Annotated in this window: 26 protein-coding genes; 15 read left to right on the top strand and 11 right to left on the bottom strand. The window is 62.3% G+C overall.

All coding sequences use genetic code 11. From position 1 onward, the window contains the following. Positions 1–78: 78 nt before the first annotated feature. Both metE and EEB12_RS07630 read left to right on the top strand, forming a co-directional pair. Complete coding sequence (metE, locus tag EEB12_RS07635) at positions 79–2,385, top strand: 5-methyltetrahydropteroyltriglutamate--homocysteine S-methyltransferase (protein ID WP_019744430.1); 2,307 nt, start codon at positions 79–81, stop codon at positions 2,383–2,385. Between the two features lie 72 nt (positions 2,386–2,457). Continuing rightward, positions 2,458–3,498 (top strand): NAD(P)-dependent alcohol dehydrogenase, encoded by a 1,041-nt coding sequence (locus EEB12_RS07630; RefSeq protein ID WP_019744429.1) that lies wholly within the window; start codon positions 2,458–2,460, stop codon positions 3,496–3,498. A 15-nt stretch (positions 3,499–3,513) separates the two neighbouring features. Here EEB12_RS07630 and EEB12_RS07625 read toward each other — a convergent pair whose 3' ends face one another. Beyond that, positions 3,514–4,308: an RNA polymerase sigma factor SigF gene (locus EEB12_RS07625; RefSeq protein ID WP_020906739.1), complete on the bottom strand. Its 795-nt coding sequence runs from the start codon at positions 4,306–4,308 to the stop codon at positions 3,514–3,516. Then, positions 4,305–4,736, bottom strand: a complete 432-nt coding sequence (locus tag EEB12_RS07620) for an ATP-binding protein (protein ID WP_020968899.1) — start codon at positions 4,734–4,736, stop codon at positions 4,305–4,307. The genes EEB12_RS07625 and EEB12_RS07620 overlap by 4 nt, the downstream gene beginning before the upstream one ends. A gap of 391 nt (positions 4,737–5,127) precedes the next feature. On the opposite strand from EEB12_RS07620, the gene EEB12_RS07610 reads away from it, so the two are divergent. Then, positions 5,128–5,571, top strand: coding sequence for an STAS domain-containing protein (locus EEB12_RS07610; protein ID WP_020968900.1), 444 nt, complete (start codon positions 5,128–5,130; stop codon positions 5,569–5,571). An 81-nt stretch (positions 5,572–5,652) separates the two neighbouring features. On the opposite strand, the gene EEB12_RS07605 is transcribed toward EEB12_RS07610, so the two are convergent. Next, positions 5,653–6,930, bottom strand: a complete 1,278-nt coding sequence (locus EEB12_RS07605; protein WP_141487580.1) for a glycosyltransferase — start codon at positions 6,928–6,930, stop codon at positions 5,653–5,655. A gap of 120 nt (positions 6,931–7,050) precedes the next feature. Here EEB12_RS07605 and EEB12_RS07600 point away from each other — a divergent pair, with 120 nt between their 5' ends. Beyond that, positions 7,051–7,464 (top strand): DUF6292 family protein, encoded by a 414-nt coding sequence (locus tag EEB12_RS07600; RefSeq protein ID WP_003941464.1) that lies wholly within the window; start codon positions 7,051–7,053, stop codon positions 7,462–7,464. A 22-nt stretch (positions 7,465–7,486) separates the two neighbouring features. Here the strand turns inward: EEB12_RS07600 and EEB12_RS07595 are convergent, their stop codons facing one another. Beyond that, positions 7,487–8,056, bottom strand: coding sequence for a DUF2231 domain-containing protein (locus EEB12_RS07595; RefSeq protein WP_020968903.1), 570 nt, complete (start codon positions 8,054–8,056; stop codon positions 7,487–7,489). Between the two features lie 114 nt (positions 8,057–8,170). Here EEB12_RS07595 and EEB12_RS07590 point away from each other — a divergent pair, with 114 nt between their 5' ends. Further along, entirely contained in the window at positions 8,171–8,392 is a 222-nt protein-coding gene (locus EEB12_RS07590) for a hypothetical protein (protein WP_020968904.1), read from the top strand. A 16-nt stretch (positions 8,393–8,408) separates the two neighbouring features. Here EEB12_RS07590 and EEB12_RS07585 read toward each other — a convergent pair whose 3' ends face one another. Continuing rightward, positions 8,409–9,263 carry a polyphosphate kinase 2 family protein gene (locus EEB12_RS07585; RefSeq protein ID WP_019744420.1) on the bottom strand — a complete coding sequence of 285 codons (855 nt, stop codon included), beginning with the start codon at positions 9,261–9,263 and terminating at the stop codon, positions 8,409–8,411. 57 nt (positions 9,264–9,320) lie between these two features. Then, positions 9,321–10,055 (bottom strand): TetR/AcrR family transcriptional regulator, encoded by a 735-nt coding sequence (locus EEB12_RS07580; RefSeq protein ID WP_003941527.1) that lies wholly within the window; start codon positions 10,053–10,055, stop codon positions 9,321–9,323. Positions 10,056–10,225: 170 nt separating this feature from the next. Between EEB12_RS07580 and EEB12_RS07575 the strand changes: the two genes are divergently transcribed. From EEB12_RS07575 to EEB12_RS07555, 5 genes are all read left to right on the top strand, one after another. After that, positions 10,226–11,506: a DUF445 domain-containing protein gene (locus EEB12_RS07575; RefSeq protein WP_046378191.1), complete on the top strand. Its 1,281-nt coding sequence runs from the start codon at positions 10,226–10,228 to the stop codon at positions 11,504–11,506. A gap of 103 nt (positions 11,507–11,609) precedes the next feature. Continuing rightward, positions 11,610–12,116: a helix-turn-helix domain-containing protein gene (locus tag EEB12_RS07570; RefSeq protein ID WP_141487579.1), complete on the top strand. Its 507-nt coding sequence runs from the start codon at positions 11,610–11,612 to the stop codon at positions 12,114–12,116. Further along, positions 12,109–12,951: a heparin-binding hemagglutinin gene (locus EEB12_RS07565; RefSeq protein WP_141487578.1), complete on the top strand. Its 843-nt coding sequence runs from the start codon at positions 12,109–12,111 to the stop codon at positions 12,949–12,951. The genes EEB12_RS07570 and EEB12_RS07565 overlap by 8 nt, the downstream gene beginning before the upstream one ends. A 96-nt stretch (positions 12,952–13,047) precedes the next feature. Continuing rightward, entirely contained in the window at positions 13,048–13,344 is a 297-nt protein-coding gene (locus EEB12_RS07560; RefSeq protein WP_003941505.1) for a DUF2516 family protein, read from the top strand. A gap of 168 nt (positions 13,345–13,512) precedes the next feature. Next, positions 13,513–14,544: an alpha/beta fold hydrolase gene (locus EEB12_RS07555; protein WP_021333908.1), complete on the top strand. Its 1,032-nt coding sequence runs from the start codon at positions 13,513–13,515 to the stop codon at positions 14,542–14,544. Positions 14,545–14,556: 12 nt separating this feature from the next. Here EEB12_RS07555 and purU read toward each other — a convergent pair whose 3' ends face one another. Continuing rightward, the gene (gene purU / locus EEB12_RS07550; RefSeq protein ID WP_003941509.1) at positions 14,557–15,444 is read right to left on the bottom strand and encodes a formyltetrahydrofolate deformylase; all 888 of its coding nucleotides are present in this window, start codon (positions 15,442–15,444) and stop codon (positions 14,557–14,559) included. Between the two features lie 63 nt (positions 15,445–15,507). Here purU and deoC point away from each other — a divergent pair, with 63 nt between their 5' ends. Further along, positions 15,508–16,173 (top strand): deoxyribose-phosphate aldolase, encoded by a 666-nt coding sequence (gene deoC, locus EEB12_RS07545; protein ID WP_020906748.1) that lies wholly within the window; start codon positions 15,508–15,510, stop codon positions 16,171–16,173. Here the strand turns inward: deoC and EEB12_RS07540 are convergent. Continuing rightward, positions 16,170–16,940, bottom strand: a complete 771-nt coding sequence (locus EEB12_RS07540) for a DUF2993 domain-containing protein (protein WP_141487577.1) — start codon at positions 16,938–16,940, stop codon at positions 16,170–16,172. The two genes, deoC and EEB12_RS07540, sit on opposite strands and share 4 nt — an antisense overlap. 127 nt (positions 16,941–17,067) lie before the next feature. On the opposite strand from EEB12_RS07540, the gene EEB12_RS07535 reads away from it, so the two are divergent. The 3 genes from EEB12_RS07535 (at position 17,068) to EEB12_RS07525 (ending at position 21,512) form a co-directional block, all read left to right on the top strand. Then, complete coding sequence (locus EEB12_RS07535; protein ID WP_020906750.1) at positions 17,068–17,646, top strand: hypothetical protein; 579 nt, start codon at positions 17,068–17,070, stop codon at positions 17,644–17,646. Positions 17,647–17,957: 311 nt separating this feature from the next. Next, the gene (locus EEB12_RS07530) at positions 17,958–19,388 is read left to right on the top strand and encodes an Ig-like domain-containing protein (protein ID WP_258537345.1); all 1,431 of its coding nucleotides are present in this window, start codon (positions 17,958–17,960) and stop codon (positions 19,386–19,388) included. A gap of 81 nt (positions 19,389–19,469) precedes the next feature. Beyond that, the gene (locus EEB12_RS07525) at positions 19,470–21,512 is read left to right on the top strand and encodes an Ig-like domain-containing protein (protein ID WP_141487575.1); all 2,043 of its coding nucleotides are present in this window, start codon (positions 19,470–19,472) and stop codon (positions 21,510–21,512) included. A 70-nt stretch (positions 21,513–21,582) separates the two neighbouring features. Here EEB12_RS07525 and EEB12_RS07520 read toward each other — a convergent pair whose 3' ends face one another. The 3 genes from EEB12_RS07520 to EEB12_RS07510 form a co-directional block, all read right to left on the bottom strand. After that, the gene (locus EEB12_RS07520) at positions 21,583–22,371 is read right to left on the bottom strand and encodes a hypothetical protein (protein ID WP_020968914.1); all 789 of its coding nucleotides are present in this window, start codon (positions 22,369–22,371) and stop codon (positions 21,583–21,585) included. Between the two features lie 7 nt (positions 22,372–22,378). After that, complete coding sequence (locus tag EEB12_RS07515) at positions 22,379–22,879, bottom strand: DUF2505 domain-containing protein (protein ID WP_019744409.1); 501 nt, start codon at positions 22,877–22,879, stop codon at positions 22,379–22,381. A gap of 76 nt (positions 22,880–22,955) precedes the next feature. After that, positions 22,956–23,453 carry a DUF2505 domain-containing protein gene (locus tag EEB12_RS07510; RefSeq protein WP_019744408.1) on the bottom strand — a complete coding sequence of 166 codons (498 nt, stop codon included), beginning with the start codon at positions 23,451–23,453 and terminating at the stop codon, positions 22,956–22,958. 74 nt (positions 23,454–23,527) lie between these two features. Here EEB12_RS07510 and EEB12_RS07505 point away from each other — a divergent pair, with 74 nt between their 5' ends. Next, positions 23,528–24,571, top strand: a complete 1,044-nt coding sequence (locus tag EEB12_RS07505; protein WP_020906754.1) for a UDP-N-acetylmuramate dehydrogenase — start codon at positions 23,528–23,530, stop codon at positions 24,569–24,571. Positions 24,572–24,589 lie beyond the last annotated feature (18 nt).

The following is a 24,589-nucleotide window of genomic DNA, read 5'->3' as shown; positions in this document are numbered from 1 at the left end:
TGTGCGCGTTTGTGGAGTGTAGAGACTCCATAAACGCGCACAGGGCGCTCGCGCCCCTCGGTTAGAAAGGTCGACCGCATGTCCAGCAGCACTGCAGCATTCGGCTCCAGCGTCCTGGGGTATCCGCGCATCGGGCCGCGCCGTGAGCTCAAGCGCGCCCTCGAGTCCTACTGGCACGGCACTTCGGACAAGGACGCACTTCTCGCGGTCGCCAAGGAACTCCAGGAATCGACCTGGAGCGAATTGGCTGCGACGGGACTGAGCCAGGTTCCGGGCAACACCTTCTCCTTCTACGATCACGTGCTCGACAATGCGCTGCTCTTCGGCGCAGTGCCGGAGCGGTTCAAGCCGCTCGAGGGCGCCCTCGATCCGCTCGATTTCTACTTCACGATGGCCCGCGGTCGCCCGGACTTCCCGCCTCTCGAGCTGGTGCGCTTCTTCGGCACGAACTATTACTACCGTCAGCCCGAGATCGACGCGAACACGGTGTTCTCGCTCAACTCGGAGGCACTTCTCGACGAGTTCGAACGCGCTAAGGCGCGCGGCATAGAATTGCGCCCCGTCATCATGGGGCCCGTCTCGCTGCTTCTGCTCTCGAAGGTCGGACCTGCCACCGAGAAGTCCGATCCCAACTTCACCCCGCTCGACTTGTTGGACGCGCTCCTGCCCGAGTACGAGAAGCTCTTCGAGCAGCTCGCCAAGGCCGGCGCCACCTGTGTTCAGTTGGACGAGCCTTCGGTGACCGAGGACCGCACCCCCGAGGAGCTAGCCGCTCTGGGACGTGCGTACGAGAAGCTGTCGACGGCTCCGCTCCGCCCGCGCCTGTTGGTGACGGGTCCGTACGGCAAGTTCGGCGAAGCCCTCAACATCTTGGCGCCCACCAAGATCGAAGCCTTCGGTCTGGACTTGGTGCACGGCAAGATCACGGCCGAGGAACTGGCCGCGGTGCCGAACATCAAGCGCAAGCGCATCTACGCGGGCGTCGTCGACGGTCGCAACGTCTGGCGCGTCGACCGGTTCAACACCTTGACGTACCTGAACGAACTCAAGGACGTTGTGCCCGACCTCGTCGTCTCCACGTCGTCGTCGCTGCTGCACGTGCCGTACGACGTGCTCTCCGAGTACGACATTCCGGGAGACGTCGCAGACCGTCTGGCTTTTGCGAAGCAGAAGGTCGGCGAGGTCGTCTCCCTGGCGAAGGCGCTCACCGAAGGTCCTTCGGACAAGTGGCGTAAGCGTCCGACGAAGGTGCACTTCAAGCTCAAGCACGCTGTCCGTGCTCGGGTCAACGCGATCAAGCCCGAAGATCGTGTGCGTGCACCGTACGAGGAGCGTCGTAAAGCTCAGCAGGAACGGTTGAACCTGCCCTTGGTTCCGGCCCAGACATTGGGTTCGTTCCCGCAGACCGACGCGATTCGCCAGGCTCGTTACGAACTCGGCCAGGGGCGTTTGGAGTGGGACGACTACTACAAGCGCATCCAGGAAGAGATCGAGCGCACAATCCGTCTGCAAGAGGACATCGGTCTCGATGTCTTCGTGCACGGCGAGCACGAGCGCAACGACATGGTCCAGTACTTCGCCGAACTGCTCGAGGGCTATGCCTTCACGCACAACGGTTGGGTTCAGGCCTACGGATCTCGTTGCACGCGTCCGCCGATTCTCTACGGCGACATCGCACGTCCGAAGCCGATGACGGTCGAATGGATTGCGTACGCGCAGTCGCTGACCGACAAGCCGGTCAAGGGCATGCTGACGGGTCCGGTCACCATGATCGCCCGTTCGTTCGTTCGTCAGGATCAGCCGCTCTACGAAACGGCAGAGCAACTGGCACTTGTCATTCGAGACGAAATCGCGGATCTCGAAGCTGCCGGAATCGCCATCATCCAGGTGGACGAGCCGGCAATTCGTGAACTGCTGCCACTGCGTGAGGACGGCCGGGAGGCCTACCTGGAGTGGGCCGTCGACGCGTTCCGTCTGGCAACAGGTGGAGCGAAGCCGGAAACACAGATCCACACACATCTGACGTACTCCGCTCGGTCGTCGGTGGTCGACGCCATCGAACGGTTGGACGCCGATGTGACGGCTATCGTCGCGACCCGCTCCATCACGTGGGTTCTCGAAGCACTCAAGGAAGGTGCGCTCACGCACGGCGTCGGCCCCGGTGTGTACGAATCTCGTTCGGCTCGGATTCCCGACATCGACGAGCTCGACGAATTGCTCACCGAGGCAAGCGAATCGATCTCTCTCGATCGTTTGTGGGCCAACCCGGACGGTGGCCTCAAGACCCGCCATCCATGGCAGCTCGAGCCTTCGCTGCGCAACATGGTTGCGGCCGCGAGGCGCCTGCGTCGTCGCGCCGAACAAGCGGAGCGCGACGCCGGGTAAGTCACGTCAAGAACACGTCATGGAGGGGCCTGCGATTTGCAGGTCCCTCCATGCACGGGTAGGCATGTGTGCATGGTTACTGCTGCTGCTTACGCCGCGACGTCCGCTGACGGTCCGCTCGAGAAGACCACCGTCGAACGCCGCGAGCTCGGTCCACTGGACATTCTCATCGACATCAAATTTGCCGGCATCTGCCACTCCGACATCCACACCGCTCGCAACGAGTGGGGCGGAGCCAAGTACCCGATCGTCCCCGGACACGAAATCGCCGGCGTCGTCGCCGCGGTGGGTTCGGATGTCACCAAGCACAAAGTCGGCGACCGCGTGGGCGTCGGCTGCTTCGTCGACTCCTGCGGGGAGTGCGACGCCTGCCTGGCCGGCGAAGAGCAGTACTGCCGCAAGGGTGTGACCGGTACATACAACGCCACCGGACGCGACGGCGAGCGCACTCAGGGTGGCTACTCGACGCACATCGTCGTCACCGAGCATTTTGTTCTCTCGATCCCCGAGGGCATCGAACTCGACGTTGCCGCGCCGCTGCTGTGCGCCGGCATCACCTTGTACTCACCGCTGCGGCACTGGAATGCCGGCCCCGGCAAGAAGGTCGCCATCATCGGGTTCGGCGGCCTCGGTCACGTCGGTGTGAAGATCGCCAAGGCGCTCGGCGCGGAAGTTACCGTCCTGAGCCAGACGCTCGGCAAGAAGGAAGACGGCCTTCGTCTCGGTGCCGATCACTACTACGCGACCAATGACCGTGAGACGTTCAAGGCTCTTCGCGGCGAGTTCGACCTGATCCTCAACACGGTCTCGGTCAATCTCGATATCGACGCCTACATGTCCTTGCTCGCCATCAACGGCACTCTCGTCGAACTGGGCCTGCCGGAGAAGCCGATCGAAGTTCGAGCATTCTCGCTCGCCGCAAACCGTCGTAGCCTCGCCGGCTCCATGGTGGGCGGCATCCCGCAGACACAGGAGATGCTCGACTTCTGCGCCGAGCACGGCATCGGCGCAGAAATCGAACTGATTCCGGCGAGCGACATCAACGACGCTTACGAGCGCGTGATCAAGAGCGACGTTCGATACCGATTCGTGATCGACACCGCAACAATCTGACCACCTCAGTCACGTTCAGTCGAGTTGCTCGCGAAGATTACTCAATGTCTTCGCGAGCAATCTCGACACGTGCATCTGGGACACACCGACCTTCTCGGCGATCTGTGTCTGCGTCAGGTTTCCGAAGAATCTGAGCATCAACACCGTCCTCTCTCGCTCGGGAAGCTTGTCGAGAAGTGGACGTAATGCCTCGTGATTCTCGACGTTCTCGAGTGCGGCGTCGTAGTCACCGAGTGTTTCCACGAGTGGAAGATCGTCGGTGTGATTGGACGCGGCACCATCGACCGAGACGGTCTGGTACGCGTTGCCGGCGATCAGCGCCTGGGCAACTTCTTCACGTTCGATCCCCAACGTCTCGGCCAACTCGTCGACGGTCGGCGCGTGCCCGAGTTGTTGTGACAGCTCGCTGATGGCTTGCCCGAGTTGGAAGTGCAACTCCTTCATCCGGCGTGGAACTCGCAATGCCCAACCGGTGTCGCGGAAGTGTCGTCGAACTTCGCCCATCACGGTGGGAACCGCGAACGAGACGAAATCGGATCCCCGCGTGGAATCGAAACGGTCGACGGCGTTGACCAGACCGAGGCGCGCCACCTGAACCAGATCGTCGTGTGCCTCGCCGCGCCCGTCGAATCGTCTGGCGATGTGTTCGGCCAACGGTAGGCACCTGGTGATCAGTGCGGTGCGCACTCGTTCGTACTCCGGACTGTGGGGCTCGAGGGTCCGCATTTCCTCGAAAACGGGTATGACGTCCCGATATTCGTCGGTGGACCGCCGGCGCGGGCGTGACGGGCCGTCTGCGGAAGCGGTCACAGGCGCCCGCTGAGGGCCTTGGTGAACTTCATGGTCGTGATGTAGCCGACGCCGCCCAGGTTCTCTTCCTGGTCGAGCGAAATCGAATCGGTGAGTTCGGTGAGGATGTGCCACCCGAACGATCGCTGAGTGCTGTCCTCGTACTCCGTGGTTGTCGTCGATACGGATACGTGCAGTTGCGGGGGAGTGAACACGAACCGACACACCAGAACCGAATCAGGCGCAGCACGAACAATCAGATGCGTACAGATTTCGTCCATGGCCAGTTTGATGTCGGCGATGGCGTCGAGGTCGAAGTTTTCCTGAATGGCAACAGTGGCGGCCAGTGCACGCAAAATCGACAGCTGATCGAGAGTCGCTTGAATCCTCAACTCCACAACTGGCTGAGTCTGATCCTGATCGGGCTCGAGTGCGCTGAGGTGTGCCATAAGTTCTCCGGATCGTCGTACCAGGGGTCGCGGTGAAGTCTGGTGCCGAGAACGATACCCATCTCGACCTTCACAGTGACCCCCGAACACGAAATTTGGTCGATGGTGGTGCCGGGGTAAACGACACGATTCTGCTCACGACCGTTGGCGATCGCAACATCGGATTACCTCGCGGAACCGCAGACCAAACCACATTTTTGTTCGGAACACCGAAACGAATGGTCGCAACGCACTTGTGACGCCGGTCATGCTGGCGTACTGTTTCAAACCGAGGTTGAGCACACAGCCGATGAGGGATTTATCCGTAATTCTGGAGACCCGTTCATCGTGCGGCTCCTTCGGAGGTCCCTTCTCTTTTGCAGAGTGTAAACCGTTGCGGGATGGGAGAACCATGACTGTTGTTCCAGGATCATCTATTTCAGGCTTTACGAACGCGGCGAAGGGATCGGTAGATTACGGACCTCCCGCGACCGGGACAGCGACCGCATCGTTTCACGCGCACCGCATCAGTGCACATACCGCTGTGATCCACGTTCGTGGCGAGATCGACCTGATGAGCGCCAATGCTTTTCGTGACTTCTTGACGTACCACGTTGCCGCGGACCGGACGCTGGTTGTCGATCTCTCCGAACTCGAATTCATGGGGACGTGCGGCTTGTCCGTGCTGTCGGTCCTGTCGACGCGATCACGCGACGTGGGCGGCACACTCGCGCTCGTCTGCGCCCGCCCGGTTCAGAGGCTACTCAAAGCAGCTGGTCAGGAGTCGATGTTTGCCTGCTACGAGTCGCTGGATCATGCAATCGGACTCGAAGAGACCCGACGTTTCCCGGCTTGATACCGCCCTTTCGCCGATAGTTTCGAGTCACCTACAGTTTCGAGAAATCAGCTTCGTAGAGCCCGTCAGCGTCAGTGCACTTCACTTCGGTGAGTGCCCTTGTGTTGGGTGAGTGCCCTTGTGTTGGCGGGCTCTCGGCGGTGCTGTGACGCAGCGGCCGTAGGTTCGGACCACCTCGGTGGCGACGTGATCCCATGAATACGATTCGCACGCTCGGGCCCGACTCTGCCGTGCAAACGCCGCGCCCTCGTCTTCGTCGTCCAGAAGATGCCGGACCGCGCGCGCGGTTTCCACGGGGCTGTTCACCGGCACCCGACGCCCCGTGAGTCCGTCGATCACCGTATCCCGCAGTCCGCCAACAGGAGTCGCGACTACAGGAACTCCGCATGCCATCGCTTCCAGCGCCGCGATTCCGAAAGGTTCGTATCTGGGGGTGCATACGAGGGCGTCGGCCGACCGCATCAGTTTCGGTAGTTGGCGGTGCGGAACCCGTCCCAGTAATTGGACTCGATCTGCGACGCCGAGCCGCTCGGCGAGCTTGACCAAGCGGATCGCAACCTCGTCGGTGCTCAGTTGCGCGACGGGTGGCCCGCCGATCACCACCAACTCCGTGTCCGGCAGTGAAGCCAGCGCGGAGACGGCAACATCGAAGCCCTTCTGCTCCACCAGCCTTCCGACGCAGATCAATCGATGCGGCGCGGTCTTCTTCGCGGCGGGTCCCTCCGGGGTGAACGCTTCGGTATCGACGCCCGAGGGCACCATCGTGGTCCGTGATCGTGGTGATCCCTGCCGAACCAGATCGAAGATTTCGTCCGAACTCGTCGCGATGACATGGGTTGCGCCCCTGGCGATCAACGGTTCCAGGTGAGTCCGCTCCGATGGGCTGTCGTCGGCTGCTCCGAGGTATCGGTGCGCCGCAGATCCCAGGGAATGGAATGTCTGAAGTACGGGGATGCCGAGTGAGCGGGTCGCGAGTTCCGTTGCCACACCAGACATCCAGAAGTGCGAGTGCACCACATCGGGTCGGTCGGTACTCCACTGAGCGCGCAGAATGCTGGCAAAGGTGCCCAGGTGGGGGAGTATTTCGGCGTCCGGGAGAGCGTGTGTCGGGCCGGCTTCGAGATAGTCGACGGAGTACCCGGCGCGGGCGCGAACGCGGTCCGGTCCACCGACGTGTGCCCGCCTGGTGAAGACGGTGACATCGTGTCCGGCGCGAACCAGGGCCGCGGACAGTTCGTCGACGTGCAGGTTCTGTGCACCGGCTGCCGAGCAGCCCACCGGTGCGAGTGGATCGGCGTTCACCGACACCATGGAGATCTTCAGCATTCGTCCGGGAGCCATAGCGGGCGAGTACTTCATCGGGTCCCCTCTCCACTTGATCGGTTCGTCTGGGGATACCCGGAGTCCGTGATCTGAACCGGGTTTCGGCGCGGTCAGCGCTGGGCACATTCCAAACACGATGGCGAGGAGTGAGGTTCGATGACAGAACAAATGCTGGTCGACGCAACCGTCGGACTCGGGTTCGAGCGGTACGTACAACGGGTGGCGGTCGGCGTGGGGGCCGGCATAGAGCAATGGTGTTGCAGGCGCGAGCATCCTCTGGAGGCCTACATCGCGTTGGATCGAACTGTGCCGCGTTTCCCTGGGCGTGAGGTGGCGTTGCTGTGGGAGGAGACGTGCGGTTGGGCCCTGGCCGTGGAGACTCGTTCAGGGGAGGACCTCATCGTTCTCGGATATCTGGGCGAACACGCAGTGCCGACCCCGGACGCCGTCGCCGACTTTGCCGCGACACTGGGCACGCGCAGCCCGCACTGGGTCATGAACAGGCCACTGGCGGATTCGGACGAGACCGCGCGAGAACTACGGAGCTACTCCGGAAGTGCTTACGCCTGAATAGTATTGAGGTCCGATCAGCTCAGTTGACCACGTCCAGGATGGGATCGAGAACCGGAGTCGCTGCAGCCTCGACGGCAGGATCGTCCATGAGTTTGAAAACGATGTGACCGCCGAGCGCGCCACCGACACCGACCGCGGTGAGCCCCAGCACCGACAGAACTCGCGCCAGCGCGAGTGAATCCTTGCCGCGTAGCCTGTACGACGCGGCAAAAGACCAGATCCCCACAGCATTCGACGCGGCGTGTACCAGCCCCACACGGCGTGCGACGTCGCCACGTTCGGACCAGTCCAGCCAGCCTGTCAGCAAAGCCGGCGGCGTCGAGACCAGCCCGAGCCCGATCAACCGTCGTGCAGTCTGCGGATCGCCTGACACGTCGAAGATCAGCGAAGCCGTCCACGCGCCCGCGGGAATGGTCACGAGGGCGGGATGGATGGGATGCCCGACGAGGGCGCCGCGCAGAAGTGCGGCGACAGTACGCGATCTGTCGGATCGCTCGGTGATCTCGAGGATTCTGCGTCTGATGCCAGTGGACGGACCGTCCAGTCCGCGCGCCGATTCGATTCCGCGGTAAAGAGTTCCGATGTCCATGCAATTCGGCTACCCGGCGTAGACGTCGGGAAACCTCACGACAGGAGTGTCTTGTCGACCGTCATGCTCCGGCGTACGGTCGAAACGAAAGAGATCCGACCGGAGGAGCGAACGATGAAGCTCAATCTCTTTGCAGCGTGGGCGTCGTATTTCCTGGTGCTGGCCACAGTTGTCTGTCTCGGCAGCTTTCTCGTGGCCGCCGGTTCAGGGCACGGTGGTTGGGCGTTGATTGCCGGGCTCGCCGGCGTCGCGTCCATCGGACTGGCGGTTGCCCTGTACACCAGCACCGTTCATCACGACCACAAAGTGCACCGCGAATCCCCACACCTGTTCTGATCAGGACTGCTTCTGATCAGGACTGTGCCAGTCGCGCTTTTTCCGCCTCGATGTCGAAGTTGGCAGGCGGCCAGTCGAGATCGAGTTTTTCCAGAGCGTCGATCAGTAGCTCCGTGACCGCAATTCGGCTGTACCACTTCCGATCACACGGCACGACGTACCACGGCGCGTGCTCGGTCGACGTCTTGTCGAGCATTGCCTGATACGCCTGTTGATAGGCAGGCCACAAACCGCGTTCGGTGACGTCACCCGGGTTGTACTTCCAGTACTTGTCCGGGCGGTCGAGCCGCTCTTCGAGCCGCTTCTTCTGCTCGTCGAGCGAGACGAACATCGCCACCTTCACGATGGTGGTTCCGGCGTCGACGAGTTCCTTCTCGAACTGGTTGATCTCGTCGTAGCGCGCGCTCCAGACATCCTCAGGGACAAGATCGTGGACGCGCACGACCAGGACGTCTTCGTAGTGGGAGCGATCGAACACACCGAGATAGCCGCCGCGGGGGAGTTCCTTCTTGATCCGCCAGAGGTAGTGATGTTGCTTTTCCTCTTCGGTCGGGACGCCGAAGGCCGCGTGCTGAACTCCCGAAGGATCCACGTGACCGATCACGTGTCGGACCATGCCACCCTTGCCTGCGGTGTCCATTCCTTGCAGGACCAGCAGGATGGAACGGCTGTCCCCGGACCTGCCGTTGGCGTAGAGCAACTCCTGCAGGTCGGACAGGACCGCGCCGCGCTCCTCGAGCAGACGTTCGCCGTCAGCTTTGTTTCCGGTGAATCCCGGAGTGCTGTTGCGATCGAGTTGATCGAGTTCGAACCCGGGCTCCGCCCGCAGTGTCTTGGCGGCCGGTGTTTCCCACAGCGAGTCTTGTGCCATGCCGAAAGAGTGCCACAGGATCGACCCCTGTGGCTCGAAAGTTCGGTCTCGGGCGAGTCAGTCCTCGGCAGGCTTGACGAGGGGATGCGGAACCGACTTGAACTTGGCCGGTGATCCGTTGACCGCAGCAATGCCGGTGATGCCGCCCCACGTCATCATGGTGAGGTAGTCGATCAGCGATTCTGCGGACATCGACTTGTTGGAGATCCACCAGTGCGTCGCGAGCTGAATTCCGCCGACGATCCCGAACGCCCACGGCAGGGAACCGCCGGAATCCATCTCCATCTCGCGAAGACGATTGCCCAACACCGTGGAGAGCAATTCGGCGATCATGCGCTCGGAATCGGCAACGACGTCGCGGTTGGCGCCGGCGCCGTTGGCCATGACGTAGAGATAGATGTCGGGGTCGGACGCCACCGTCTCGACGTACGCGGTGATGCTGGCCTGGGTGAGTTCGAAATCGTCGAGATCACCGCTGATCGCTTCGTAGATACGCGGCGACAGGATGGTCTCGACGTACCGCATCATCGTGGCGGTAGTGAGGTCGCTCTTGTCGGCGAAGTACCGGTAGAGCACGGTCTTGGACACACCGATCTCGGACGCGATCTCGTCCATGCCGATCTCACGGCCGCGTGCCCGGATAGCGGCAATGGTGCCGTCGACGAGTTCCTCGCGGCGAGCGATCTTGTGTTCGCGCCACCGACGCTTGCGACCGTCGGATTTCTCGGGCTTCGCATCAGCAACGACTGGGCCGTCTACCTGCTCGTTGTCCTGCACGGCATTCTTGGCCACGAGTCATCTCATATCTGTGGTGCGAGCCACGTCCGATCGGTCTACTTTCTGGACCAGCTTAATGTCCGTGCCTTTATCTCGGGCACTCACATCCGCAGTTCGGGGGATTAAGTCCTAGCGAATCGGACATCGTGTCGCTCGCGCTACGCCGCGTCACACCTTTCGGCACAATGGCGAGGGTGCAGCAACTGAGCCTCTCCGCCTTCGACGACGCCGCCAAGCGTCGGGACCTTCGCAAGATGAAAGTCTTCGCCACTGGCCTCCTCGGCTTCGCGACGGTGGTCTACATCTTCTGCCGGTGGCAGGAATCCCGCGGCGCCGGAGAGTGGGTCGGGTACGTCCGGGCTGCGTCCGAGGCGGGCATGGTCGGCGCGCTTGCCGACTGGTTTGCCGTCACCGCGCTCTTCCGTCATCCGATGGGGCTTCCCATCCCGCACACTGCCATCATCAAGCGTAAGAAAGACCAGCTCGGAGCCAGTTTGAGCTCGTTCGTCGGTCAGAACTTCCTGGCTCCCGAGGTTGTGTCGGCCAAGGTGCAGCAGGCGCAGATTCCGCTCCGCCTCGGTACGTGGATGGCTGAACCTGCCAATGCCGCTCGCGTCGCTGCCGAGACGTCGACGGTATTGCGCGGGATGGTCGAGGTTCTTCGCGACGAGGACATTGCCCAGATCATCGACAACACGATCGTGAAGCGGCTGGCCGAGCCCATGTGGGGACCGCCGATCGGCCGAGTGCTCGGGGAGTTGCTCAAGGACAACAAGCAACTGCCGATCATCGAATTGCTTGCCGAGCGCGCGCATCAGTGGGCACTCGGCAGCCAGGAGACGATCGACCGTGTGATCGTTCGCGATTCGCCGGCGTGGTCGCCGAAATTCGTCGACGCGATGCTGGGGGAGAAGATATACAAGGAACTCGTCGAGTTCACCTGGAAGGTCCGTTCCAACCCGGAACACGAGGTACGTCTCGCCGCCAACCGCTTCCTGATCGATTTCGCCGATGATCTGCAGAACGACCCGGAGACCATCAAGAAGGCCGAAGGGATCAAGGCGGAGATCATGGGCCGCGAGGAAGTGACGGGTCTGGCGTCCTCGACGTGGCAGGTCGCCAAGCGCCTCATCATGGAGTCGGTCGACGATCCGAACAGCACCCTGCGGACCAAGGTCGCCGAGAACGTGGCCGGCTTCGGAATCAGGCTGCGAGACGACGAATCCATGCGTGAGAAGGTCGACGGCTGGCTGGTGCAGGGCACCAAGTACATCGCGGAGAACTACACCGACGAGATCACCGGAGTCATCAGTGACACGGTCGAGCGGTGGGATGCCGACGAAGCGAGCCAGAAGATCGAGCTGCAGGTCGGTCGAGATCTTCAGTTCATCCGTATCAACGGCACCGTTGTCGGATCTATCGCCGGGCTGCTGATCTACACGATTTCGACGCTCATCTTCGGCTGAGCTGTCCGGTATGTGACGTCCACCACGAGTGCTAGCAGTAGTGCTTGCAATAGTTAGCACCCTCTCCTATCCTGGGAAATGTCCACTGGAAAGGGAGGACGCAATGCCAGCGAAGTCGACGAACTCCGATGACGGAGATCGTGAATTATCCGGTGCCGCAGCCGGAGCAAGCGACTTGGCAGCTCGCGTCGTCAGCTCTGCGGCACACGACATCGGGGGGTTCATTCGTGCACAGCGGGAAGCCGCCCAAGTTTCGATGCGCCAACTTGCTCAACTCGCCGGCGTCAGCAATCCGTATCTGAGTCAGATCGAACGCGGATTGCGTAAACCGTCGGCAGACGTACTGGCGCAAATCGCCAAGGGTCTTCGAGTCTCATCAGAAGTCCTGTACGTCCAAGCGGGATATCTCGAACAACGCCCGCACAGTCCCATCAGGGACGCGGTGTTGGCCGAGACGGCCATCAACGAACGGCAGAAGCAAGTACTGCTCGAAATCTACGACTCGTTCTGTCGCGAGAACGAGTCGTCCAGACCAGCCGCAGCGCCCGATTTCGCTGAATCGGCCGCAATTCCAGACACCGAGACTTCACTAGGAGAAAAAGATGACTGACAAGAACGCCATCGACAGCGTCAAGACCTCGCTCTACGCCGCTGTCGGCGCAGGCGACCTGGTTGTCCAGGCCGTGGCCGATGTAGTCGCTCAGGTTCGTGAGCGCGCCGAGAACACCCAGGGTGACGTCAACGGCCGTGTCGACGGTGCCCGCGAGAAGCTCGCTTCCGTTCAGGGTGACGTTGCCGAGAGCGTCGAGGCACTGCGCGAGCGTCTCGCCGGCCTGCCGTCCGAGCTGCCCGAAGAGCTCGCCGAGCTGCGAGAGAAGTTCGCACCCGAGGAACTCCGCAAGGTCGCCGAGGCATACCTCAAGGTTGCCGGCGATCTGTACAACTCCCTCGCAGAGCGCGGCGAAGACGCAGTCGAGCGCATCCGCAAGCAGCCCGCAGTCGAAGAGGGCATCGCTGCTGCAGAGTCGGCACTCGGCGACGCCGTCGAGCTGACCGAAGACGCACTCGGAACCGTTGCTCGTCAGACGCGCGCCGTGGGCGAGCAGGCTGCCAAGCTGGCCGGCCGCGCTGCCGGACGCATCTCCGACACCGCAGAAGAGGTCGGCGAGAAGATCGCTGACGCCGGCGAGAAGATCGCCGACGCAGGCGACGAGGCTGCACTGAAGGTCCTCGACCTCGGTGACCAGGCAGACGAGGCTTCCAAGGAAGCTGCCGCTCGCGTGACCGCTGCCGCTTCCGACGTCCAGGAGCGCGCGACCACCGCCGCCAAGAAGGCTGCTCCGGCCAAGGTTGCTCCGGCCAAGGCTGCTCCGGCCAAGGCTGCTCCGGCCAAGGCCACCGCGCCGGCTCCGGCCAAGAAGGCTGCTCCGGCCAAGAAGGCCTGATTTTGCCCAGCTCCACCTGACGAAGGCTCCCGCGCTCAGCCGAGTGTGGGAGCCTTCGTGTTCGTCGGGAACCGGATGAGAACTTAGGATGTAGTTGTGACTCAAGTCGATGGGCTAGTCGGTCTGATCTTTCTCGCACTGAAAGTGCTCGCGTTGGTGGGTGCTGTCTACGCGATCGTTCATGCCGTCAGGCAGCGTCCGGACGCCTTTACCGCGGTCAACAAATTGACCAAGCCGATCTGGCTCGGAATTCTGATCGTTGCGGCGTTGATCCTGCTGGCGACATCCCCTGTCGGTCTCCTGGGCATCATCGCGGTTGTTGCAGTGTGTGTATATCTCGTCGACGTTCGACCGCGCGTGGACGACATCCAGCATGGCGGTTCCCGCTGGTAGTGGGCCGCGGTTTCTGCTCATCCGGTGACGCGGTTCCAGGTCACCGTGTGTTGCCCCACTCTTCGCTCCAACGCTGACAACGCGCGTTGTTCGAGTGATAGTGTCGGTTAACGGCAGTCACACATAGATTGCATCCGTCTGTCGTCAGCAGCAGTCAGGGGTAAATGCATGTCCAGTCGTTCGCGCACCACAGAGCTTCGAGTACTGGCAGGCGCCGTCGGAGTGGGAGCACTCGTCGCGGCAGTCGCTGGGATCCGTCATCGGCGATCCACGCGCGGGTTGACTCTTTCGAGCGACGTCGAGCCCAACGCACTCCTGAAGACTCCGACGCTCAAAGCTGATATCAGCGAACTGACCACCGACGACGGTGCGATCATCAATGTCCGGGCTTACGGTCCCGTCGACGGCGATCCGATCGTTCTCAGCCACGGCTGGACGTGCTCAACCGAATTCTGGTACCCGCAGGTCAATGCGCTTGCCGGTGAATATCGCGTCATCACCTACGATCAGCGCGGTCACGGACGCAGCACCGTCGGTAATCTGCCGCTCGGCCCGGACGTCCTCGCCGACGACCTTTCTGCCGTGCTGGCAGCCACGGTTCGCGAGGACAAGAAGGCGGTCATCGTCGGTCACAGCATGGGCGGGATGAGCATCATCGCCTGGGCTGGTCGTCACCCCGACGAGGTCAAGAAGTACGCGTCGGCGGTCATGCTCGCGAGCACCGCGAGTGAAAGGTTGATCGCCGAGACCACGGTCATCCCACTGCCCAATCGCTTTCCTCGGGTGCCTGTCCCCGTGGGCCGCGCCATCCTCAGTTCGCCCGTTCCGTTTGTCTCCTCGGGCGCCATGACGAAGGCGATCCAGTACGTCTCGATGTCACCGAACGCGACCAAGGCCGAGATTCAGTTCTGCGAGAACATCGTTCGTGAGTGCAAGCCGCGTATTCGTGGCGGTTGGGGAGCAGCGCTGAGCACCCTCGACATTCACGAGGGACTCGACAATCTCGAAGTGCCGACCACCGTGCTCGTCGGTTCGCTCGATCGGCTCACTCCGCCGGTCCATGCGCGCAAGCTTGCGCAGGTCCTCGACGACGCCGGCAACCTCGAACGGTTGATCGTGTTGCCGGGCGTCGGTCACATGTCGTCGATCGAGAACATCGACGAGTTCGACAAGGAAATCGTGCGACTGCGCAATCTCTAGCGCAACGCAGCTCTAGCTGAAGACGACCGTCTTGCGCCCGTGGACCAGAACCCGATCCTCGAGGTGCCAGCGCAGTCCGCGTGAGAGCACGAGCTTTTCGATGTCTCGACCCTGGCGGACCATGTCGGCGACATCGTCGGCGTGGTCGACGCGGATCACGTCCTGCTCGATGATCGGACCGGCATCGAGTTCGGCGGTCACGTAGTGGCAGGTGGCGCCGATCAACTTCACGCCGCGGGCGAACGCCTGGTGATAGGGGCGGGCACCGATGAACGACGGCAAGAAGCTGTGGTGGATGTTGATCGCGCGGCCGGCCCAGTGCTCGCACAGTGATTCGGGAAGCACCTGCATGAAGCGTGCAAGAACCACGGCGTCGGGGTTGTGGGCGTCGACCAGGGCGCGGACCTTCTCGAAGGACGGTCCCCGTTCGGCCGGGTCCTTGGCGAACGGAACGTGGTGGAAGTCGATCCCGTGGCGCTCGGTGACACTGCGCAGGTCTTCGTGATTTCCGATGACGGCGCTGATCTCTGCCGGAAGTTCTCCGCCCGCGGCGCGGCCCAGGAGGTCATGCAAGCAGTGACCTTCCTTGCTCACGAGCAGCACGATCTTCTTGGGTGCGCCGGAGTCGTGAAGAGTCCACTCGGTTTCCGGACCGATCTCGGCCGCAACAGCTTTGAACCGTTCACGAAGCTCGTCGATGCTCATGCTCACAGACGACGCACGGACCGCCTGACGCGTGAAGAACCATCCGGTGTCGGCATCGGCGTGGTATGCGGCCTCCACGATCCATCCACCGACGTCGGTGAGAAAGGTCGAGATGCGTGCGACGATGCCCGTGGTGTCGGGGCAGCCGAGGGAAAGAACATAGCGACGATCGTCGATCGAAGGTGCAGCGGTCATGCGGCCTAGTCTCTCAGGTGCGGCTGCGGCGACGGTCGCGTGGTGGTGTGCCAAGCTTCCATCATGTCTGAAGCTGCACTCACTCGTTCCCAGGTTGCCGCGATGGTGGACCACACTCTCCTCAAACCCGAAGCCACCGCGGCCGATGTGACCGCCCTGATCGACGAGGCACGCAGCCTCGGTGTGCTGGCCGTCTGTGTCTCGCCGTCGATGTTGCCGATTCGCGCCGACGGACTGGTGACGGCGGCCGTCGTCGGATTCCCGTCGGGGAAGCATCATTCACTGGTCAAGGGTGCCGAAGCGCGACTAGCCGTCGATCAGGGCGCTACCGAGATCGACATGGTCATCGACGTGGGAGCGGCGGTCGCCGGCGACTACAGCGCTGTGCTCGCAGACATCCTCACCGTCCGTGAGGCGATGGGGGAGAGCGCGATCCTCAAAGTGATTCTCGAAACCGCTGCTCTGTCCGACGAGGCCATCGTCGAATGCTGCCGCGCGGCCGTGCGTGCCGGGGCGAACTTCGTCAAGACCTCCACCGGCTTCCACCCCGCGGGTGGGGCGACGGTCGAGGCCGTCGAACTGATGGCACGGACGGTCGGCCCGGGCGTGGGAGTCAAAGCCAGTGGCGGAATACGTACGACGCAGGCCGCACTCGACATGATCGCGGCCGGCGCGACCCGTCTCGGATTGTCCGGAACCCGAGCAGTATTGGACGGTCTGACCGACTAGGTCAGCAGGCCGCAGCTGTCCGGCACCGCCGAGGCGTTCTGGTTGTTCGCGTCGGCGACGGGCATGGCGTAAGCGCCGCCCTCCAGTGAGATCTGGATTGCGTCGTCGGTGACGGTCAGCTTGGTGGGCTTCATGTCCAGCGGGTACGTCTGCAGGCTGTCGGTGAGTGTCTGGACGATGCCGTCGACCAGGTCTGTCGGCAGACCCAATCCGAGAATCTCGGCGCCGACGGTCTGAACGTCGACCACGCCGTTGGTGACGGTGGGCTTGACCGTGAGCTTGGCGAGCCCGACCGGTCCGACGTCGAACGCGAGTGTTCCGGCGCTCGAGTCGGCGGTGACGCCGGAGACGAGGCCACCGAAGGTCTGCTCCTGCAAGGTGGCGAGAATGCCTGCGGTAGACCAGCTGACGTCGGCGCTGGAGCTGCCGATGGTGCCGCTGTTACCCGCCGAGGGCTGCAAGTTGATGTCGTTCACCTTCGCATGAACCTGCATTCCCGTTGCGGGGCCGAACGAAGAGTCGTCACTGTCGATGCTGATGTACGGCACCTTCTTGTCGACTGCCTGCAGGAGTACGGGCTTCCAGCTCAACCCGACGTCGACCTGGGATCCCAGTTCGCTCTGGAACTGATCGGCCATGCAGGTCTTCACCTGGTTGCGTACGTACAGTTCTCCACCGACGAGCGCCGCCACGAGCACGGCGATCACCACGAGAAGGATGACGAGCACTCGGTTGCGCGGACGAGGGTTGTTCGCTGCGACAGTCATTCGCCAGATTCTTCCCGACGAGTCTGAACGAACTCTGTGAATACGCACTTCCTCATTCCTGTGATGCGCGCCACAGTCGCCCGTAGTCTGTTCGAAACGGCGTTTTCGACGGTCACCGGAGGTGGTCATGGCTTCGGACTACGAATCACTCGAGCTGCTGGCGCTGCGACAGTGTGGATTTGTCACGGCTCTCCAAGCGTCCGAACTGGGTTTCGGTCTGGCGTCGATGGAGGAGATGACGGAATCCGGAACATGGACATGTGAGTGCCGGGGACTCTTTCGCCTCGAACGCGTCAGACATACTGCCTTGGACGAATTTGCGAAGTGGTGCACGTGGTTCGCCGGTAGCGCCACCGTCTCGCATTACAGCGCCGCAGATCTACATGGCCTCGGGCACCTGCAACCTCGCTTCATTCATCTCTCGACAGCGCACCCACTCGCGGCGCCGACCCGCCAAGTCGCCCTGCACCGACTGCCGCTCGCGGACGACGAGTGCGAACAGATTGGACCCATCCGCATCACCACGCCTTTGCGCACCGTGCACGACCTCGCATCCGGTGGAATTTCTCAAGTTCTGCTCAACGAAGTAGTCGCCGATGCGGTAGCGATAGGTCGACTGGACGCGCACGAGTTGTATCTCTCGTGTGAAAACGCGAGCATCGACGTTGCCGTCCGAGTGGAGTTGGCGCTCGCCGCAAGCCTGTAGTCGAGATTGATTTTCTATGCTTCTGCGACCTTCTGGCATCACGTTCGAAATCGAATATGGCACCAATATCAGAGATTTGAAATGCGCTACTTCGGGGCGAATATTCTGACTTCAGTCCAGGTGGAGCGATATCTGCACCAGTACTTCGGGACTTTCGACCCATGATCGCTGCAGCTTGGTGATGTCGGCGATGAACTAATTCGGCGAAAAGCGTAGTTACTTTACAGTCAATGGGATAACGTCACGGCATCAAAAGCAGACGGACGCTTGTCCTGGACGGCTGTCTGCTCCCGTGTGCGAGAGGGATGTGGATGTCCGTGAGTGGTGCTCGTCGTGTTGTCGGTGGTTTGAGTGTGTTTGCTATTTCTGCGGGTTTTGCCGTGGTTGCGGGTGTCGGGGTTGCTGGTGCGGCTCCGGTGACGGCGGAGTTCAATTCCGATGGGTACAAGGTGACTCGGACGATCAGTAACGGCACGCCGTCCGAGGGTGATGTGATCACGTCGAAGACGGTGTTCAAGCGAACTGCCGCGGTTCACAATCTGTATGCGGTGCGCGATTTTCATCCGGCGTGTATGACGTATGTCGATGGTTCGGCGACGGTGAACGGTAGTGCGTTCCGTGTCAACGAGGTGGCTGCTGATTCTGTTCGGTTGAGTGCAGGTGCTACGGAGTGGCCGATGTGGGGCGGTGACGTCAAGACGTTCGAATTCCAGTATCGCGTCGGTGCGGATTGTGTTCGTGGTACCAATTTGTCGACGACGGTGCATTTCGACGGGACGGTGTTCGTTGACGACACGACGAATGGTCGTGGTCCGTCGATCAATGTTCAGAAGAACGTCTCGACGACGGCCGTGTCACCGGTCAGTGGAGCTCAGGTGGGGCAGCCGGTGACGTTGAGTGCGACGGTGACCGGTGGTGCCGACGGTGATTCGGTGGAGTTCTTCGACGCAGGTTCCAAGATCGGTGCGGGCGCGCTCGCCAATGGTGTTGCAACACTTGCCTGGACACCGACGACCCGTGGAGACCACTCGATCACAGCGAAGTTCGCCGACACGGCGCGTGCCGTCGGTTCCGCTTCGGCAGCGCTGATCGTGAACGTTTCGCAGGCCGATGCTCAGTCCAGTACGACGCTGGCGCCGATCTCGGGCGCGCAGGTCGGCAAGTCGACCACTCTCAAAGCGACTGTGTCCGCGTCGGGCACCGGTGGAACGGTCACGTTCAAGGTCGGCGGAACGGTGCTCGCTTCGGTGCCGGTGGCAGGCAACGGTGAAGCGACCTACGCCTGGGTTCCGACGGTTGCCGGTGCGCAGACCGTCGAGGCTGTGTTCGCCGGCAGATCCGGCGTCACCGGGTCGAGTACCACCGCGAATGTGACAGTCGCCGAACAGCCCGCCGGAACAACAAGCTCCACAACAGATCTCAGCGTAGTAGCGGGGCAGGTCGGCGTTGCACAGACGATCTCCGCTCAGATCAGTCCTGCAAATGCCGGTGGCACAGTCACCTTCAAGGACGGTGAGTCGGTCATCGGCACGGCTACGGTCGATTCATCCGGAAAGGCCAGCCTTTCGTGGAAGCCCGCAACTCAGGGTCAGCGAATTGTCGCGGCGGAGTACTCGGGCGCCGGCACGGTGACGGCATCCTCCGATCAGGTCTCCGTCCAGATCGCCGCACCGGTCGACGGTGAAGAACCAGGCAACGGCACCGGTTCGCTCGGCAGCCTCGGCAACATCTTCGGCTCCTAGCAATCGATACCCGGTGATGCCCCGCCCGCTTCAGGTGGTGGGGCATCACCCATATCCCTCACTTCTCGAGAAGGAAAATCTATGTCTGTAGGTTCTGCACGTCGTGCAGTTGCAGGTTTGAGTGTGTTTGCTGTTGCTGCGGGTTTCGCGGCGGTTACGGGTCTCGGGGTTGCGGGAGCTGCGCCGGAGACACCGGGTTCGTTGACGTGGAATGCGAACAACTACGAATACACGCGGACGATCAGCAATGTGACTCCGTCCGAGGGCGAGACGATCACCGTGAAGACTGTGTTCAAGCGGAAGAACATCGTCGTGGATTACCTGTATGCGATCAAGGATGTTCATCCGACATGTCTGACGTACGTCGAGGGTTCGGCGAAGGTGAATGGTTCGACGCGGAGTGTCGAGTCCAAGGGTGCTGATTTTGTTCGTGTGAAGGGGTCACTGACAGAGTGGCCGCTGTACAACAACGACTCGAAGACTTTCGAGTTCAAGTACACGGTGGGCGCGGATTGTGCGCGTGAGGTGCCGTTGGATACTTCGGTGCATTACAACGCGTCAGTGACGAGTTCCGATTTCCAGAACAAGGGCCCGGCGGTGACGGTGTCGAAGAACATTTCGACGACGACGCTGTCACCGGCCAGTGGCGTGAAGTTGGGACAACCTGTTCCGCTGAGTGCGACGGTGACCGGTGGTGCCGACGGTGATTCGGTGGAGTTCTTCGACGGTGCCACCAAGATCGGTGCGGGCGCGCTCGCCAATGGTGTTGCAACACTTGCCTGGACACCGGCTGACGTCCGAACCCACAGCGTGACGGCCAAGTACCTCGGTAATGCAAAGGTGGCGACCTCCACGTCGTCAGCTGTCGACGTCGTCGTGTCCGAAGCGGACAAGAGCACTGCAACCGCGATCACCGGTCCCGCAAGTGCAGTTGCAGGTGAGTCCGTGACCGTCGAGGCTACGGTGTCGCCTACTCCGGCGGGTGGCACGGTGCAGTTCAAAGACGGTGCAACCGACCTCGGCGGCGCTGTTGCGGTCGACGCCAACGGCAAGGCGTCACTGGCGAATTCCTATGCAGAAGGCGCACATTCGATCGTGGCGGTGTACTCCGGTTCCGGTGTCTACCAGACTTCGACGTCGGCGCCGCATGCGCTGACAGTCGCTCCGGTGGTGGTCGAGGAGAACACAACGACCACCCTCGTCGGCCCGTCGACGGCGTCGACCGGTGAGGCATTGTCGTTCACTGCCTCTGTCTCGACCGGTGTTGCAGGTGGCACCGTGCAGTTCAAGGAAAGTGGCAGGGATCTGGGCTCCCCGGTTCCCGTGGACGCAACCGGAAAAGCGACAACCACGCCGATCTTCAACGTGGCGGGTGAGTACAGCATCACCGCAGTGTTCTCGGGTTCGGGTAACTACCTGGGCTCGACATCGAACGCCCAGACCGTGAACGTCAAGGCGCCGGCTCCCACCGACCAGCAGACCCAGACGGTCTTGACCGTTCCGGCGGATGCAAAAACCGGTACGGCAGTTGGTCTGTCCGTAACCGTCACGCCGACGCCGGTGGGCGGCACAGTGCAGTTCAAGGACGGCTCGGGCAATCTCGGCTCGCCGGTGCCGGTCGTCGAGGGCAAGGCGTCGATCATGCACGAGTTCGCGAGCGTCGGTACTCACGACATCACGGCCGTCTACTCGGGTGCAACAGGATTCCTCACCTCTACCTCGGCCGCTCACTCGGTTTCGGTCACGGCTCCGGCCGCGGAGGATCAGGAAACGTCCATCACCGTGAGCGCTCCGGCGTCAGCGGTCAAGGGCGCGAAGGTTGATCTCGTTGCGGCAGTGGCACCTACGCTCAGCGCAGGAACCGTTCAGTTCATGGACGGAACCACCCCGATCGGTGGACCGGTTGCGGTAGTGAACGGTAAGGCCACGCTCTCGCACACCTTCACCGAACTCGGAGATCGCCGAATCACCGCGGTGTTCAGCGGAACTGACGGCTACCTCGGTTCCGAGACCCAGGCCGCAGTTACCGTCAAGGTCACGGCAGAGCCCGACGGCGGCGATCCCGGCAACGGCGGCAGTTCGACAGGTTCGCTGGGAAGCCTGGAAAACATCTTCGGGTCCTAGCCCGACGCCTGCACACGGACGCCTCGCCGCGGAGACCTCCTCCGCGGCGAGGCGTTTCTCGTCGGCGAGTTCAGGGGTTCGGCGCTACGACATGCCATGGCACCGTCAGGATGCAGTCGCGAAGACGTCGTCGCGCGGGTTGCACGGGAATTCCTTGCGCCCGAAGAATTTCCAATGCGGCAGCCCATCGATGTCGAGGTCCGAACGAGGCGTGTGGCGCAGCGGTGGCCCAGGCTCGATCGGCCGCGCTGAGCAGCGCGTGGATCGGCTCACCTGGAACGTTGCGGTGAATGAGAGCCTTCGGGAGACGTTCTGCGATGTCGGAAGGACGCTCGATGTCGAAGGGGTCCCAGGCCAGTGTCAGGGTCAATGGACGATCGGCGTCGAGAAGCACCCAGGCGCAACGCCTTCCGAGCTCGTCGCAGGTTCCGTCGAGTAGCAGTCCGCCGGGGGCGAGGCCGGACTGAATGTGCGCCCACGCAGAGTCCACGGCGTCTTCCGGATACTGCCGGAGGACGTTGAAGGCGCGTACGAAAACGGGTGTGAGACCGGCCAGTTCGAATCCGCCACGGGCGAAGCTGACACCGTCACGACTCTCGACCACGCGGGCGGGGTCGATCTCGAGCCCGATGACGCGTCGATCCCGCCGGACAGCGGTGAGGCGGCTTGCCATCTCGAAGGTGGTGTCCGGCCTCGCCCCGTACCCGAGGTCGACGATCAACGGATCGGCCGCGTTGTTCAGGGCGTGCGCGATAGTGCGGTTGTGGACGATCCACCGGTCACTTCGTCGCAGTCTGTTGATCCCCGTCGTGCCACGGGTGATGACCCCCTCGATCTTCGGGGGTGGAGCCTTCTTCACGCCGGATTCAGCGTGCGGCGAGCCAGGTCGCCGTGACCTGGGCTTCGGTGCGGAACAGATCGACGAGGTTGATGAGCATGAGCTGTTCCAACTTCGCGCCGATGAACGGTATGAAGACCTTCGCCTCGGACGTGGTTCGCAGCGTGGACCCGGTATCGGTCGCGAACAATTCCATGGTCCCGGACAGATTCCCCGGCCCGGCCGGGATGGACGCTTCGTACGTTCCGGTCACGGTGTCACCGAAGGCGCCGTACGACTCCTTGCGCGTGATGACCAGATCCTTCTTCATCACCGTCTGAGCAATGTCCGGCAAATCGGTGCGCGGAAGAATGTGGTGCAGTACGAGATCGATTCCGGAATCGGTGACCTCGAAATGTTCCACATGGTTCTCGGAATGCTTGCGCATCTCCTCGACGCGGGCCTCCCAGTACGAGCGGTCCGCCAGTGCCGCGTAGACCTGCTCGGGGGAGTGCTGATAGCGGGCGGAGTAGTCGATGCGGCGAGCCATGATCGGAAAGAATACCTGTTACGCGCTGTGACAAGCCAAATTGGCCGTATCCACAACTATCGCCGCCCGCAGGATTTTACTTCGCGATCCACTCCCGGGTGAAGTCCTGTTCGGCCTGGATGAGCCGGACAACCTCGTCGACGATCGCGCTTTCGATCTTTCCGCCGAGGAACGGGATCTTGACCTCGACCTCACCCTCGATTTCGAGAGTGGCGGAGTTCTCGTCGCCAGTCAGGACCTGCGTGCCCTCGATACGGGCGGGAACACCGTCGACGTGGGCGGAGAAGGTGCCAGTGGCCTTGCCGTCCTTGAAAGGAGCCATCGTCTCACTGCGCTTGATGACGATGTCGCCGTTGACGACCTTCGACACCATGCTCGGGAGATGCTCGGCAGCAATGATCTGCGACATCGTGACCGCGACGGTCTCGTCGCGAACGGTCAGCTCTTCGATCGCCGCGCCGGGACCACCGACAGCGACGATTCGGTCGCGCCAGTACTGCTCGGAGGTCACCGCCTCATGGACCTTCTCGGCGGGGACTGTGTACTTCGACGAATGCTCGATGCGACGGCTCACGATTGTGGAGGCTACCGTTTATCGATGTGTGGGACGTAACCATTGGCAGACGCGTCGTGGAATCAGGCGCTTTCGTGTCCGAGAACGTTGACTTGTCGGGATTGACGACGCTCCGAATCGGAGGACCGGCGCGGCTGCTCGCCGAATGCCCGACGACGCAGTCGTTGATCGACGTCGTGACGCTGCTCGATCGCGAGCAGATCCCGACGCTGATTCTCGCCGGCGGATCGAATCTCGTGATCTCGGACGCGGGATTCGACGGAGTTGTCGTTCGTGTGGCCAACACCACCGTGAGCCTCGACACGGACCGCGTCATTGCCGAAGCGGGCGCAGTGTGGGACGAAGTAGTCGGCCAATCCGTCGCCGCGGAACTGGGCGGCCTCGAATGCCTGTCCGGGATTCCGGGCTCGACCGGTGCGACGCCGGTGCAGAACGTCGGCGCGTACGGCGTCGAGGTGGGCTCGCGGCTCCGGCAGGTTCAATTGCTCGACCGACGCAGCGGCGAAGTGTCGTGGGTCGAACCGTCGAAACTCGAGTTGGGCTACCGGTCGAGCGTTCTCAAGCATTCCGATGCAGCAGTGGTTCTCGCCGTCGAATTCGATGCGTCGACCGACGGATTGAGCGCCCCGCTCGCGTACCGCGAACTGTTCACTGCACTCGGGGCCGAGGAAGGCGAGCGGTTGCCTGCGTCGCAGGTCCGCGAGGCGGTTCTGGGATTGCGGACCGGCAAGGCGATGGTGCTCGATCCGTACGACCACGACACGTGGAGCGCGGGTTCATTCTTCACCAACCCCGTGGTGCCGGACGACAAGCTGCCCGCTGTGCTCGGAGCAATAACCGAACAGCTCGGAGACGTCACCGTGCCGCAGTTCCCGGGCAGTGGTGGAACCAAGCTCTCGGCCGGATGGTTGATCGAACGGGCCGGATTCTCCAAGGGGTATCCCGGTGAAGATGCACCGGCCAGGCTGTCGACGAAACACACCTTGGCGTTGACCAACAGAGGGTCGGCAACGAGCGCGGATGTGGTCTCGCTCGCGCGGACGGTTCGCGACGGCGTCGAAGCCGCGTTCGGTGTCCACCTGGAACCGGAACCGGTAACTGTGGGCTTCACCATCTGATTCCTGACGGAGCCCGCA

Origin of the sequence: Rhodococcus sp. WS1, from assembly GCF_003797745.1 — a bacterium.
Classification (GTDB): Bacteria; Actinomycetota; Actinomycetes; order Mycobacteriales; family Mycobacteriaceae; genus Rhodococcus_F; species Rhodococcus_F erythropolis.
Note: the sequence above shows the minus strand (reverse complement) of the source record. Positions and strands in the feature narration are given on the sequence as shown.

Excerpts from the sequence above, each read along its gene's own strand:
- deoC (WP_020906748.1), top strand. The coding sequence starts at position 15,508 with ATGTCTGAAGCTGCACTCACTCGTTCCCAGGTTGCCGCGATGGTGGAC.
- EEB12_RS07565 (WP_141487578.1), top strand. The coding sequence starts at position 12,109 with ATGACTGACAAGAACGCCATCGACAGCGTCAAGACCTCGCTCTACGCC.
- EEB12_RS07600 (WP_003941464.1), top strand. The coding sequence starts at position 7,051 with ATGACAGAACAAATGCTGGTCGACGCAACCGTCGGACTCGGGTTCGAG.
- EEB12_RS07585 (WP_019744420.1), bottom strand. The coding sequence starts at position 9,263 with ATGGCACAAGACTCGCTGTGGGAAACACCGGCCGCCAAGACACTGCGG.
- EEB12_RS07605 (WP_141487580.1), bottom strand. The coding sequence starts at position 6,930 with ATGAAGTACTCGCCCGCTATGGCTCCCGGACGAATGCTGAAGATCTCC.
- EEB12_RS07555 (WP_021333908.1), top strand. The coding sequence starts at position 13,513 with ATGTCCAGTCGTTCGCGCACCACAGAGCTTCGAGTACTGGCAGGCGCC.
- EEB12_RS07630 (WP_019744429.1), top strand. The coding sequence starts at position 2,458 with ATGGTTACTGCTGCTGCTTACGCCGCGACGTCCGCTGACGGTCCGCTC.
- EEB12_RS07515 (WP_019744409.1), bottom strand. The coding sequence starts at position 22,879 with ATGGCTCGCCGCATCGACTACTCCGCCCGCTATCAGCACTCCCCCGAG.
- purU (WP_003941509.1), bottom strand. The coding sequence starts at position 15,444 with ATGACCGCTGCACCTTCGATCGACGATCGTCGCTATGTTCTTTCCCTC.
- EEB12_RS07575 (WP_046378191.1), top strand. The coding sequence starts at position 10,226 with ATGGCGAGGGTGCAGCAACTGAGCCTCTCCGCCTTCGACGACGCCGCC.
- EEB12_RS07530 (WP_258537345.1), top strand. The coding sequence starts at position 17,958 with ATGTCCGTGAGTGGTGCTCGTCGTGTTGTCGGTGGTTTGAGTGTGTTT.
- EEB12_RS07590 (WP_020968904.1), top strand. The coding sequence starts at position 8,171 with ATGAAGCTCAATCTCTTTGCAGCGTGGGCGTCGTATTTCCTGGTGCTG.
- EEB12_RS07570 (WP_141487579.1), top strand. The coding sequence starts at position 11,610 with ATGCCAGCGAAGTCGACGAACTCCGATGACGGAGATCGTGAATTATCC.
- EEB12_RS07540 (WP_141487577.1), bottom strand. The coding sequence starts at position 16,940 with ATGACTGTCGCAGCGAACAACCCTCGTCCGCGCAACCGAGTGCTCGTC.
- EEB12_RS07535 (WP_020906750.1), top strand. The coding sequence starts at position 17,068 with ATGGCTTCGGACTACGAATCACTCGAGCTGCTGGCGCTGCGACAGTGT.
- metE (WP_019744430.1), top strand. The coding sequence starts at position 79 with ATGTCCAGCAGCACTGCAGCATTCGGCTCCAGCGTCCTGGGGTATCCG.
- EEB12_RS07610 (WP_020968900.1), top strand. The coding sequence starts at position 5,128 with ATGACTGTTGTTCCAGGATCATCTATTTCAGGCTTTACGAACGCGGCG.
- EEB12_RS07525 (WP_141487575.1), top strand. The coding sequence starts at position 19,470 with ATGTCTGTAGGTTCTGCACGTCGTGCAGTTGCAGGTTTGAGTGTGTTT.
- EEB12_RS07595 (WP_020968903.1), bottom strand. The coding sequence starts at position 8,056 with ATGGACATCGGAACTCTTTACCGCGGAATCGAATCGGCGCGCGGACTG.
- EEB12_RS07620 (WP_020968899.1), bottom strand. The coding sequence starts at position 4,736 with ATGGCACACCTCAGCGCACTCGAGCCCGATCAGGATCAGACTCAGCCA.